Origin of the sequence: Mesorhizobium sp. ESP-6-2, assembly GCF_020164675.1 — a bacterium.
GTDB lineage: Bacteria > Pseudomonadota > Alphaproteobacteria > Rhizobiales > Rhizobiaceae > Mesorhizobium.
This window is the reverse complement of the sequence record NZ_JAIUGT010000001.1, coordinates 140,580-152,656: the sequence shown is the minus strand read 5'-3', so window position 1 is coordinate 152,656 and position 12,077 is coordinate 140,580. Positions and strand designations below refer to the sequence as shown.

The window sequence follows — 12,077 nt, the reverse complement described above, 5'->3', positions numbered from 1 at the left end:
CTAGGGCTTCACCGCGTCGCGATTTTGAGAGCTTGCTGCCGCTGCAGCGTGGTCTATACGCTGGAGAAACCGGGACGCGCGCGGGACCGGATCATATAGATACTGATCCGGCCCGTACATTTTGCGCTGGTTCAATTCTGCTGTGTCGAGCAGATCGAAATCGACCTTTGTGATCGCAGCGTGCCATCCCGCACTGTGCGATGCCCATCCTTTTCCGTGGTGCTCCAGGAGCCGCTCGCGGCTGGAATAGCCGTGGTAGTCGAAAGCGACGATGCCGTTCGTCACATAAATATGGTTGCCCGAAAAACCTTCGCCTGGGGTGATTCGCTCCGCGTAAAATCCTCCAAGAGGCGGATGGGTGAGAAAGACGCCCGCAAGAATGTGGCACGCGCCGTGCCCGAAAAAGATGCGATCCGGCAATGCCCATCGCTTCTGCGGATTTGTCTTTATGCCGTGTTTCAGGACGTACATGCCGCTCTGGCCCCATGCCGTTTGTCGATGACCGTTTCCGGAAGACGCACATCAGGTCGGCGCCAACTCCGCTTCGGGTTCCTTGAGGTCGGCGCATTCGCCGGCGCCATAGGCATCGCCGGCGATCCGCGCTTCCACCGCCCTTGCCATCGCCTCCAGATCCAGGCTCCTGCCGGCGACCTTCTCGATGGCGCCAACGACCAGATCAGACGCGATCCAGTCCGGCTTGTGGCCGAGATTGCGCACCCAGATGAGCTCGGCACCGGCAATGTTGCGCTCGAGGCCGACCGAATGGATATGGGCGTAGACGACCTTGTCTCGATCGCCCGAGATGACCACGGTCGGCGCCTTGATCTCGGCGTAGCGCGGCGCGGCCCCAAGGGCATAGCGGTAGAGGCCGGCGACATCGCTGGCATTTGCGCGGAAGGCCGACGGTCTCAGCACCAGCGGGATCGAGGCTTCGGCGACATAATTGTCCGGCACTTTGTTGGGCGAAAAGACGCAGGTCGTAGCCTCGGCGATCCGCAGAATTCCTGCCGGATAGCTCAGCGTTTCGGAGAACAGCCGGCCGATCACCGGAATGGTGGTCAGGTCGTAGTACCAGGCGGTTGCGCCGCCGGGCCACGGATGGGTCGCCGGTGCCAGGAATACCAGCCCGAGCGTCTTGTCGGCATGCTCGCGGCCGAAGGCGGTCGTTACCGCGCCACCGAAGGAATGGCCGACGATGATAGCCTGCTTCATGCCGAGATGGTCCATCAGCGCGGCGACGGTCTCGGCCTGCGACCACGGATCCTCGTTGTTGCCGGGCCCGCGTCCCGACCAACCGAATCCCGGCCGGTCGAAGAACAGCAATTCGGCGCGCCCTTCGAGCAGCGGCCTGAGCGGCAGCATCTGATCCCTGAGATTGGCGCTGGCGCCGTGGATGAAAACAACAGGCGGCAGGTCGGCCTTGGCGGGGCCAGGAACGTGGAGATAATGGATGCGTGCGCCATCGATGTCGACGAATTCGCCGACGGCCGGGTTGCGGCGCTCGATCAGCCAGGAGCCGACGCGGGTGATGCCGACAAAGCCAAGGACGAGCGCCAGAAGGAAGGCGAAGACGGCATAGAGCAGGTTCATGTGGGATATACGAGAGGCAGTAGGGCAGTTATTCCCGGGCGATCTTTTCCCTACTGCCTTACTGCCCTATTCCCCTACTGCCTTCCACTATCAAATGCCTTCGCCGGCGAGCTCTTCCGAAAGCGTGCCGACCTGGTCCTGGGCGCTGCGCAGCATCGGATAAATGGCAAGGACCTTCTGCCAGGCCTCGAGCGCCGATTGCTTGCGTCCGGTCACGGTCATGATCTGCGCCAGCCCCGACAGCGCGCCGAAATGGCGTGGTTCGAGTTGCAGCGTATGGTCGATGTCGGACATCGACTTGCCGTAGTTCTTCATCATGAAATGCACCGTGGCACGCCGGTTCCAGCCTTCGGCATAGGCCGGCTGCAAGGTGACCACCTGATCGAGGAAATCGAGCGCGACGTCGAACTTCTGGTTCTCGATCGCTTTTTGCGACCATTGCATCATCAGGTCGATCGAGGCGCTGCCCGACTGGGACCATTCGCTCCAGATGATGCCGGCGATACGCTCTGCCGCCTTTTCGTTGCGCTCGCGCTTGAGATCGGCAAACAGCTTGTCGAGTCGGGCCTCCCGGTTCATTGCGGGAGGCGCGGCTTCCGGCACTGGCTGGGCATCCGGAGGCGCCGGCTCCGGGGCCGCTTGCCCGGCCGCCCGATCATCGGCCCGAGCCGGCAACGAGACGGCGCTGCAATAGAGAAGGACCGTCAAAAATGCAAAAAGAAACCGCATCGCCCGAATCTAGTCCCGGGCGGCGGAACGTCAAACTGATTTTAGCGTGAAAGGCCGGCGGACCGACGATAAACACCAACTCCGAAGGCAAAAAGCCTCGCGACGAAGCTCAGCCCTGGCGCGCCTTGTAGCGCGGGGCGGTCTTGTTGATGATGTAGATGCGGCCCTTGCGGCGAACCAGACGGTTGTCGCGATGACGCGCCTTCAGCGCCTTGAGCGAATTCTTGATCTTCATGGTCTTGCCTGTCGGTGTGGACCCGGTCCGGGTCGAAATTTTAAGGCGCGCCAGAAGACGCGCCTTTGAACTGTGGGTGGCTCATAAACGAGGAGCCTTGTCCGTGTCAACCGCAAGCATGCCTGGTAGCGGAGATGAATGCCCGATGTCATCAAATATCCGCAATCGGCCAATGGCTCTGCACCGGCTGGTATGATGTGGTGGTCGCCACGTGACTTGGGAACGACATGCGCCGAGTTTTCCTGCCAGTAGCTCGCGGCGTCGAGATTGCTGTCAGGCGCGGCGGCTGATCCGGGTGAAATGGCCCATCTTGCGGCCGGGCCGCGCCTCGGCCTTGCCGTAGAGATGCAACATCAGGTCTGGCTCGGCCAGCAATTCCGGAACGCGCAAGATATCGTCGCCGATCAGGTTTTCCATCACGCAATCGGAATGGCGGTTCGGGCTGCCGAGCGGCAGTCCGGCGACGGCGCGGATGTGCTGCTCGAACTGCGAGACGATGCAGGCGGCTTCCGTCCAGTGGCCCGAATTGTGCACGCGCGGCGCGATCTCGTTGGCCAGCAGCGAACCGTCGGCCAGCACGAAGAACTCGACACCGATGACGCCGACATAATCGAGCGCCGACAGGATCTTTGACGCCGCCGCCCGAGCCGCCTCTGCTGTTCGAGGCGCGATCGCGGCCGGCACGGTCGATGTGTGGAGAATGCCGTTGCGGTGCACATTCTCGGCCGGATCGTAGGCGGCGACCGCGCCTTCGATGCCGCGCGCGGCGATGACGGAAACCTCGCACTCGAACGGCACGAAGCTTTCCAGGATCAGCGGCACGTTGCCCATGGCCTCGCAGGTGCCGGCAAAATCGCCCGCTTGCGTGTCGCGGAAGACGCGCTGGCCCTTGCCGTCATAGCCCATGCGCCGTGTCTTCAATATGCCGCTGCCGTCGAATGCCTTCAGCGCCGCCGTCAGCTCATCGTCAGTGTCGACCGGCCGGAAGTCGGCGGTCGCAATGCCAATACCGTTGAGAAATGTCTTTTCGTTCACCCGGTCCTGCGCCACGTCAAGCGCGCGCGGCGGCGGATAGACTGGCACTTTGGCGGCAAGCGCATTTGCCGCGGCAACCGGAACGTTCTCGAATTCGTAGGTGATGATGGCGCTTGCCTCGGCCAATTCGGCAAGCGCGGCGGGGTCGTCGTAGGCGGCCGTGACCTGACGGTTGGCGACCTGCGCCGCCGGGCAATCCGGCTGTGGCTCCAGCACCACGGTGCGGTAGCCGAGGCGGGCGGCGGCCATTGCCAGCATGCGGCCGAGCTGGCCGCCGCCGATGATGCCGATGGTCGATCCGGCGGGCAGGCTCACGGCGTGTCCGTGGGTTCGGCCGCGACCTTGGCGGTCTGCGACGCGCGCCAGGCATCGAGCCGCTGGGCAAGCTTGTCGTCGTTGAGCGCCAGCACGGCGGCCGCGAGAAGGGCCGCGTTGGCAGCACCCGCCTTGCCGATGGCCAGCGTCCCGACGGGAATGCCGGCCGGCATCTGGACGATGGACAGCAGCGAATCCTGTCCCGACAGCGCCTTGGATTCCACCGGCACGCCGAACACCGGCAGCGGTGTCATCGCCGCCGTCATGCCAGGCAGGTGCGCCGCACCGCCGGCGCCGGCGATGATGACCTTATAGCCGGCCGCCTTGGCGCCCTTGGCGAAGTCGTAGAGACGGTCGGGTGTGCGGTGCGCCGAGACAATCAGCCTGATGTGCGGGATGCCAAGCGCCTCCAGCGTCTCGGCAGCGTGGCGCATGGTCGCCCAGTCGGACTGGCTGCCCATGATGATAGCGACGTCGGCGCGTTGATCGTCCAAGCTTCTGCTCCCGGCGACAAAGGCGCGCCTTAGCGGAATTCGGCGGCGGCGGCAAGGATGCGGGGCATTGCCGGCGTCCGGCCGGAAAATCGGCTTACACCGCAGCCTTGCGGAAACGGGTGACGAAGTCGTCGAGTTCGGGCCGCTCCATGTCGGAGATCGCCCAGTAGGAGAAGGCGCCGTCGCTCCACTGCACCAGCGAAAAGCCGCCCGAGGAAAGATCGTCAGGCTCGCTGGTCTTGCCGCCCTGCTGCGGTTCGGCGACCAGCGTGATCAGATGCTCGCGGTGGCGGTAGACAAGGGCCGGCACCGGGCGGCCGGAAATCACCTCGACCCGGCCGCCGATCAGCGCAAAACCGTCCTGGGCAAGATCCGGTGCCGGCGGCGAAACGCCGATCCGGGCGTCGAGCCAGGGCTTTACCGTATGGCGGTCGGACGAGACGATGTCGATCGGGCTGGCGGCAAGCAGGCTGCGGCGATGGCCGCTGGCGACCGCCGCGGCAAAGCTGTCCGACGTGCCGTTGACCATCACCCACTGCGTCGCCCCGCTGGCCAACACCGCGCTGATCATGATCGAGGCGGCAAGAGCGCGCCAGTCGAACGAGCCGAAGCGGCGTGCTCGACTTGGCGACAGCCGCGTATCGGCGTTTCGCCTCTGGCCTCCCCCGCCCGGGGCAATCACCCCCGGGAGCGCCGTCGGGCCCTGCTGCGGCTTGGCCGTTTCGCCTGACGCCTGCTGCGCGGTGGCCGCAGTGCCAATGGCCGCGATGCGGGCGCGAAAGGCGGCGTCGACATCTGGGCGCGACAGGCGGCCAATTGCGCCCTGCAAGGCGACGATGCGGGCATGCTCCGAGGCAAGCCGCGGATCGGCCGCAATGCGCCGCTCAACCGCCAGCGCGGCGGCTGCATCAAGTTCGCCATCGACGAGGGCGTGGATCATCAGCCTGATGCCTTCCGGATCATTGGGCAGTCCATCGTCATGCATGGTCATGGCGCTCTCCCCAGGTCAGACATAAGCAGGCTCCGCGCGCGGGCCAGCCTGGACATCACCGTGCCCATCGGCACGCCGAGCATGGCCGCTATCTCGCGATAGCTGAGGCCGCTGATGTCGCGCAGCACAAGCGTCTCGCGAAACGGCTGCGGCAGGGCTGCTATCGCCGTTTCAAGCGCCACCGTGTCGGCCTTGGCGATCAGGCTTGCCTCCGGACCATATTCGTCCGGCACGCTGATGCCGTGTGCCGCCGCCATCTCGTCGAGATCGCCGAGATCACCGACGGCCAACATGCCGCGCGGCCGGTTGCGCGACATCCAGGTATAGGCGGTGTTGCGCACGATGGTCAGCAGCCAGGCACGGGCATTGCCGCCTGCATAGCCTGATATGCCCGCTTGCGCCTTTATGCAGGCGTCCTGCACGACATCCTCGGCATCGGCGCCATTGCCGGTCAACCAGCGGGCAAGCGCCAGCGCGTCGCCAAGATGCGGCAGCACCACCTCGCTGAAGCGCTCGGCTCCGGCCTTCTCGCTCAAAGCAGCACCATCCGATACTCCACGAGGAACAGGCCGTGCGCTTTCAAGCAATACCGGTGATCTCGCCCCGCCCGTGCGGGCGAAACCCTCGGCAACAGGCAAAGCCGCCTGCCGTGGCGAAAGTGGATTCATCTGCGTCACCAGTGTCAAGCGCAATGGGGAAGCCGTGCATCATGGGAGAGAGGCCGGCTAACGTCATGCGCTCCAGCACATGGCGGCCGCCGCCGCCGCGGCCGTGTTCGCTGTCGTTTTCATAATCACGGACATGCCGATCTCCTCAACGCCTGTAGCGGCCTATGTCGAGGAGACCCGTTGCGGCCGAGATTTATTCCCGCCGCGTACGCATCCGGCTGTTCACGGTCACGTGATCAGCCGGTGCTTTGGGTTCGTTGGTCCGCTTGGCGCTCAATCCGGCCAGCGCAAGGCGCCGGAAGAGTCCTTGCGAGCAATCTTCATGGCGTCGGCGGGCCGGTCCTTCGCGGTCAACAGGGCGCGCAGCCGTTCGGCGACGATCTCCGCCTCACCGGGATGAAGATTACAGGGGTCGAGGAAGAAATGGCCGCGTTCGACCTCGTGATTGCGCACGATGATGGGCGGCGATCCACCGGCAAGCGCCGAGGCAAGGCCGGCGGCGGTGAAGCGGCTTTCCGGCAGCACGAAGACCTGCAGGCGGTCGAGCGGGTTGGCGGTCGGATCGGGAATGATCTCCGCGCCAATGCCCGTAACACCTTGCAGAGCATCCTTCCACAGGTTGAGCGCGGCCTCTTCGCGCCGGCGGATGCCGGCGTGGTCGCGCTTCTCCCATGCCTCGAGCGCGGCCATGGTGCCGGCGATGCTTTCCTTGCCGACCTTCATGGCGCGGGCGACGCCGCGGTTCTGCAGATAGGCGGCGCGCACCAGATCCTTGCGTCCGGTGACGATGCCGCTGGTCGGGCCGCTCAGGAATTTGTGGCCGCTGTAGATGACGATGTCGGCGCCACGCGCCAGGAAGCCGCGCAGGTCATATTCGGAAGCCGCGTCGACGATCACCGGCACGCCCCTGGCGTGGCAGATTTCGCAGAATTCCTCCAGCGACAGCATGCCGTACTGCACGGTGTGATGCGCGACGACATAGAGGCCTGCCGCCGTTCGCTCGTTGATCGCGTCGCGCACATGATAGTCCTGCGTGACGCTGACCGTGCCGGCGGGCACCACCCTGGCGCCGGCAACTCGGACCGACTGGTCGATCGGGGCGCCGTAGTTGACGATGTGGCCAAGCTGGATGATCACCTCCGACCTGAGGTCGCCGGTGTCGTCCGGCAGGCGTTCGATGGCGAGCAGGTTGGTTCCCGTCATCGCGCCGGCGATCGCCATGGTGATGCCGCTGGCGCAGCAGGCGGTGATGAAGCCGGCCTCGCCACCGGTGAGGCGCGCGACGATGGCGCTTGCGGCGCGCTGCAGATCGTCCATTTCCACCCATTGCGATGCCATTTCAGACATCGCGCTGATCGCTTCAGGCACGATGATCGACGCACCGAGCGCCGTCATCGTGCCGGAGACGTTGATGATCGGGCGAAGGCCGAGCCGTTCGCGGATCGTGGTGTTGGAGCCGGTGTCTGAATAGGTTTTCATGTGAGCAATCCCGTGGATGACAGATCAGGCAGCGATCTCGACGACCGCTTCGATTTCGACGGTGATGTTTCCGGGCAAGGAGCCTACGCCGATCGCCGAGCGGGCATGCCCGCCGATCGTGGCGAAAACGTCGGCGAAAAGATCGGAGCAGCCATTCACCACTTTGGGGTGGTCGCTGAAGGTCGGCGTGGCGTTGACGAAGCCGAGCAGCTTGACGACGCGCACGATGCGGCCGAGATCGCCGGCGGCAGCATGCATGACGGCAAGCAGGTTGAGGCCGGTGAGGCGGGCATGCTGATAGGCCTGCTCCACTGTCACGTCCTCGCCCACCTTCCCGGTGCAGAGCGTGCCGTCGGCCCGCAGCGGTCCCTGGCCGGACAAGAAGATCAGCCGGCCGCTCTCGGCATGGGTGACGAAGTTGGCGATGGGCGTCGGCGGCTCGGGCAATGTGAGGCCGAGTTCGGCGAGCCTGGTGTAAGGCGTCATGGAAGAAGGCTCCTTGGGACGGCGTCAACCATCCAATGTCAGAAGTGCGAGGCGCGGAAGCGCGCCAGGAAATTGCGCAGACGCTCATTGTCGGCGTCCGCAGCAAGGATCTCCTTCGGGGGCCCGACCGCGCCGACGCCGCCATCGGCCATGAAGACGATGCGGCTCGAGGCGTCGCGGGCAAAGGCCATCTCATGCGTGACCATCACCATCGTCATGCCGTCCTCGGCGAGGCTGCGCACCACCTCAAGCACCTCGCCGACGAGTTCCGGATCGAGGGCGGAGGTTATCTCGTCTAGCAGCAGGATTTTCGGCCCCATGGCCACGGCGCGCGCAATGCCGACGCGCTGCTGCTGGCCGCCGGAGAGCTCCGCCGGCAGGCTGTCGGCCTTATGGGCAAGACCGACGCGGCCGAGCCAGTGTTCGGCAATCGCGCGCGCCTCCGCGGTGCTTTTGCCGCGCACCTTGGTGAGGCCGAGCATGATGTTGCCGGCGGCGGTGAGATGCGGAAACAGGTTGAAGCTCTGGAACACCATGCCGGTCTCGGCGCGCATCGCGGCAAGGTCGCGTTCGCTGCGGCGCTGGGGGGCCCCGGTTTCGCGGAAGCCGACCTCCTTGCCGTCGATGCGGATGGACCCGCTGTCATAGCTCTCCAGGAAGTTGACGCAGCGCAGCAGCGTGGTCTTGCCGCTGCCCGAGGGCCCGATGACCGTCACCACCTCGCCACGCGCCACGCGCAGGCTGACCGAGCGCAGGACCTGAACGGCGCCAAAGGATTTGGACACATCGCGGATATCGAGAAGGGCCGGGGCATCGTTCGAGCTTGTGGACATTGCTATTCCCGGATGAAGGAGAAACGCCGCTCCAGCCGCCGACTGGCAAGCGAAAGCGCATAGTTGACGGCGAAGTAGATGAGGGCGCCAAGGATGTAGAGCGGCATGGCCTCGTAGGTGCGGCCGATGACTTGGTTGATGGCCTGCATGAGATCGGTGATGCCGAGCAACGAGACCAGCGCGCTGCCCTTGACCGCGTCGGTGACGCCATTGATCCAAGGCGGCAGGAAACGCCTGAACGCTTGCGGAAAGATGACATGGGCCAGCCGCTGGCGGAAGGTCAGGCCGATCGCCATTGCGGCCTCCGATTGTCCCTTCGGGATGGAGCCGACGGCGCCCCGCAGGTATTCGACGACCTGGGCTGTCTTGAACAAGGTCAGCGCCAGCACGGCAGCCCAGAAGGACGGCAGGTGAAGCCCGACGGCCGGCATCCCGTAATAGACGAAGAAGATGAGCACCAGGATCGGTATGCCGCGAATGGTGTCGCTGAAGATGCGCACCGCCCAGCGCGCCGGCGCCGGGCCGTAGACCAGGCCGACGCCAAGGACGACGCCGGCGACGAGCGAGAACGTCACGACCAGCAGCGACACCCACAGCGTCAGGGCGAAACCCTGAGCAAGGAAAGGCAAGGCGTAGGCGATCTGGCTAAGCATGCTAGTGCACTACCTTGAACCAGCGTTCGACGAGCCGGAGCGCGTAAAGCAGGGCGTAGCCGGTCAACAGGTACATCGCCGTCACGACGAGATAGACCTCGACGATGCGGAAGGTGTTGAAGTTGATCCATTGCGCGCCGAAGGTCAGCTCGGGCACCGAGATGACCGAGGCGACGGAGGTATCCTTGAACAGCGATATGAAGGTGTTGGAAAGCGCCGGCAGCGTAATGCGCAGCATGGTCGGCAGGCGCACATGCAGCAGCCTTTGCCAGGGCGTCAGGCCAATCGCCTTGCCGGCGTCGAGCTGGCCGCGAGGAACCGCTTCGAGACCGGAGCGGAACACCTCGACCAGATAGGCGCCGCTGTAGAGCGCCAGCGTGGCGACGAACGAGGTTTGCGCGCTGTAAGCGATGTCGACCACGGTCGGCAGGCCGTAGAAGACGAGATAGACGAGCAGGATCAGCGGCACGTTGCGGATGAATTCGACGTAGGCGGCGATGATGCCGCGCACCATGCGTCCGGCCGACACGTACCAGACCGCCAGGACCAGGCCGATGACGATGCCGATGGCGATCGAGATGACGGCGAGTTCGAGGCTGAGCAGCAGGCCGCCCCACAGCTTGTCGAAATGCCGCCAGATCAGGTTGAAATTAAGCGCATAACCCATGCGTCGGCCTCAGTGCTCCCGATGTGACGCAAAGCTGGCCGCGTCGCCAGGAAAAAGGGCGGGAAGGGCGCCGGCGGCGCCTTTCCCGCCGATGACGTCAGATAACCGGGAAACCGGGGTGGCGCGCCGGCGGCTCCTGCCCGAAATAGTCCTTGAACGCGGCGTCATAGAGCGCCGTCTCATGGCCGAACATGGCGATGGTGAAGGTCTGGTTGACGAAGGTCAGCCAGTCGAGATCGCCTTGCCGGAGCGCTGCGCCATATAGCATCGAGTACCAGCTCTTGCCGGCATCGAAGTATTTGTCAGGATTGCGCGAGGCGAGCCAGCGCACGGTGGAGAGGTCGACGGCAGCGGCATCGGCACGCTTGGATTCCAATGCCTGCAGCACGTTGGCCTGTGTATCGATCTGCATCACTTGCGCCTCCGGCAAGGCAAAATGCACCGAAGATTCGGCGTCGACATTCTGCAGGATGGAAACGCGCGTCGCGGAGCCTGCGGCAAGCAGCTTGTCGAAGGTCTTGTTCTCGGCGCCGGGCAAAGTCAGCAAGGCGACGCCCTCGACGTAGTAGGGCCTGGAGAAGTTGATCAGCTGCGAGCGCTGCGCGGTCATGGTCATGAACTGGATGGTGATGTCGACCTTGTTCGTCGTTACGTTCGGAATGCGCTGCGCCGGGTCCTGCATGACGAACTCGACCTTGGCCGGGTCATCGAACAAACCCTTTGCGAGAATGCGCCCCATCGTGATGTCCATGCCGACGAGTTCGCCGGCATCGTTCTCGAAATGCCAGGGCGCATTGGTGCTTCCGGTGCCGACAATCAGCTTGCCGCGCTCCAGCACGGTGCGCAGCAGACTATCGGGCGCAGCCTGCGCCGCCGCCTTCTGGACGTCGACCGTTGCCGCCGCGCTCATGACGCCGGCCGTTGCCAGTCCGGCCATGCCCAGTTTCAGAAAATCACGCCTTTTGGATGTGTCGTTCACGGCGACCTCCTTTCGTGTTGTGTTCCCCTACGCACAGGCAATACACGCGCCCGGATCATTCAAAAATTGTCTCTTACAAGGGACGTGTGTATCCTGTACAAGACAGATACTAACATCAGGAATCGACAATGCAAGATGGCAGCGCCTTGGCGGTCTCAGCGGACGCAAAGATTTCGGCCTCTCGGGAGAAGGGCCTCAACCGGGTGCTCGAGATTCTGGAGTTCCTTCATTCGACACAGCGCGCCATCGGCATCGGCGACCTAGCCAAGGGGGTCAACGCGCCGCGTTCGACCACCTACACGCTGGTGCGATCGCTGGTCGATGCCGGCCTCCTGGAAATGGCCGGCGACGGCAACCGCGTCTATTTCGGCAAGAAGCTCTATCTCTATGGAATGGATTATGTGCGCGGTAACGACCTCTTGAGGCGAGGACGCCAGGAGGTCGACAACCTGTCGCGCGAGACCGGCGAGACGTCCGAACTGTGCATGCTGCAGAGCGGCCGCTACACGATCGTCCACTCGAGCCCGGGCACCCGGCCGTTCCGCATCAGCTCCGCCACCGGATTGCAGATCCCGCTGCCCTGGACCGCCTCAGGCAGGCTCCTGCTCGCCGGTCTCGAACAGGCCCGGATCGAGGCGATGATATCGGAAGACGATCTCATCCTGCCCGATGGCCGCAGATTGCGGCTGGACGATTTCATCGCCGACATAGCGACGGCGCGCGCCACCGGCTATTGCATCACTTCGGGGCTCGTCGACGCCTATACGAAATGCCTCGCCGCGCCGGTGTTTTCAGCTCCCGGCACGGTTGAAGCGACGATGTGCCTGGTGGTGCCCATCGACACGTCGCAGGACAAGACAGGTGAACTCCTGGCCCTGCTGCGCGAGCGCGCGGCGAGGCTTTCGATCGCGGCCTGGACCTGA

General features: G+C 64.4%; 15 protein-coding genes. 1 reads left to right on the top strand and 14 read right to left on the bottom strand.

Features of this window, described 5'->3' with window-relative positions; translation table 11 throughout:
* The 14 genes from LB532_RS00790 to LB532_RS00725 form a co-directional block, all read right to left on the bottom strand.
* Entirely contained in the window at positions 1 to 471 is a 471-nt protein-coding gene (locus LB532_RS00790) for a hypothetical protein (RefSeq protein ID WP_140641390.1), read from the bottom strand.
* Between the two features lie 51 nt (positions 472 to 522).
* On the bottom strand, positions 523 to 1,590 hold the full coding sequence (locus tag LB532_RS00785) for an alpha/beta fold hydrolase (RefSeq protein WP_140641392.1): 1,068 nt from the start codon (positions 1,588 to 1,590) through the stop codon (positions 523 to 525).
* Positions 1,591 to 1,680: 90 nt separating this feature from the next.
* Positions 1,681 to 2,319, bottom strand: a complete 639-nt coding sequence (locus tag LB532_RS00780; protein ID WP_140641395.1) for a tetratricopeptide repeat protein — start codon at positions 2,317 to 2,319, stop codon at positions 1,681 to 1,683.
* A gap of 109 nt (positions 2,320 to 2,428) precedes the next feature.
* A complete protein-coding gene (gene ykgO, locus LB532_RS00775; protein WP_040974291.1) occupies positions 2,429 to 2,554 on the bottom strand; it encodes a type B 50S ribosomal protein L36 in 126 nt (41 codons plus the stop codon).
* A gap of 273 nt (positions 2,555 to 2,827) precedes the next feature.
* On the bottom strand, positions 2,828 to 3,904 hold the full coding sequence (locus tag LB532_RS00770; protein ID WP_140641398.1) for a 5-(carboxyamino)imidazole ribonucleotide synthase: 1,077 nt from the start codon (positions 3,902 to 3,904) through the stop codon (positions 2,828 to 2,830).
* A complete protein-coding gene (gene purE / locus LB532_RS00765; protein WP_140641400.1) occupies positions 3,901 to 4,398 on the bottom strand; it encodes a 5-(carboxyamino)imidazole ribonucleotide mutase in 498 nt (165 codons plus the stop codon). The genes LB532_RS00770 and purE overlap by 4 nt, the downstream gene beginning before the upstream one ends.
* A gap of 94 nt (positions 4,399 to 4,492) precedes the next feature.
* Positions 4,493 to 5,389, bottom strand: a complete 897-nt coding sequence (locus LB532_RS00760) for an anti-sigma factor family protein (RefSeq protein ID WP_140641402.1) — start codon at positions 5,387 to 5,389, stop codon at positions 4,493 to 4,495.
* Positions 5,386 to 5,925 carry a sigma-70 family RNA polymerase sigma factor gene (locus tag LB532_RS00755; protein WP_140641404.1) on the bottom strand — a complete coding sequence of 180 codons (540 nt, stop codon included), beginning with the start codon at positions 5,923 to 5,925 and terminating at the stop codon, positions 5,386 to 5,388. Before LB532_RS00755 ends, LB532_RS00760 begins: the two co-directional genes overlap by 4 nt.
* A 405-nt stretch (positions 5,926 to 6,330) precedes the next feature.
* Positions 6,331 to 7,536: an aminotransferase class V-fold PLP-dependent enzyme gene (locus LB532_RS00750; protein WP_140641406.1), complete on the bottom strand. Its 1,206-nt coding sequence runs from the start codon at positions 7,534 to 7,536 to the stop codon at positions 6,331 to 6,333.
* 24 nt (positions 7,537 to 7,560) lie between these two features.
* Positions 7,561 to 8,022 (bottom strand): RidA family protein, encoded by a 462-nt coding sequence (locus tag LB532_RS00745; RefSeq protein WP_140550900.1) that lies wholly within the window; start codon positions 8,020 to 8,022, stop codon positions 7,561 to 7,563.
* Positions 8,023 to 8,060: 38 nt separating this feature from the next.
* A complete protein-coding gene (locus LB532_RS00740) occupies positions 8,061 to 8,855 on the bottom strand; it encodes an amino acid ABC transporter ATP-binding protein (protein WP_140641408.1) in 795 nt (264 codons plus the stop codon).
* A gap of 2 nt (positions 8,856 to 8,857) precedes the next feature.
* Positions 8,858 to 9,508: an amino acid ABC transporter permease gene (locus LB532_RS00735; RefSeq protein WP_140641410.1), complete on the bottom strand. Its 651-nt coding sequence runs from the start codon at positions 9,506 to 9,508 to the stop codon at positions 8,858 to 8,860.
* 1 nt (position 9,509) lies between these two features.
* A complete protein-coding gene (locus LB532_RS00730) occupies positions 9,510 to 10,175 on the bottom strand; it encodes an amino acid ABC transporter permease (RefSeq protein ID WP_140500485.1) in 666 nt (221 codons plus the stop codon).
* Between the two features lie 97 nt (positions 10,176 to 10,272).
* Positions 10,273 to 11,154, bottom strand: a complete 882-nt coding sequence (locus LB532_RS00725; protein ID WP_140550903.1) for a transporter substrate-binding domain-containing protein — start codon at positions 11,152 to 11,154, stop codon at positions 10,273 to 10,275.
* Positions 11,155 to 11,282: 128 nt separating this feature from the next.
* Here LB532_RS00725 and LB532_RS00720 point away from each other — a divergent pair, with 128 nt between their 5' ends.
* Positions 11,283 to 12,077, top strand: a complete 795-nt coding sequence (locus LB532_RS00720; protein WP_140641412.1) for an IclR family transcriptional regulator — start codon at positions 11,283 to 11,285, stop codon at positions 12,075 to 12,077.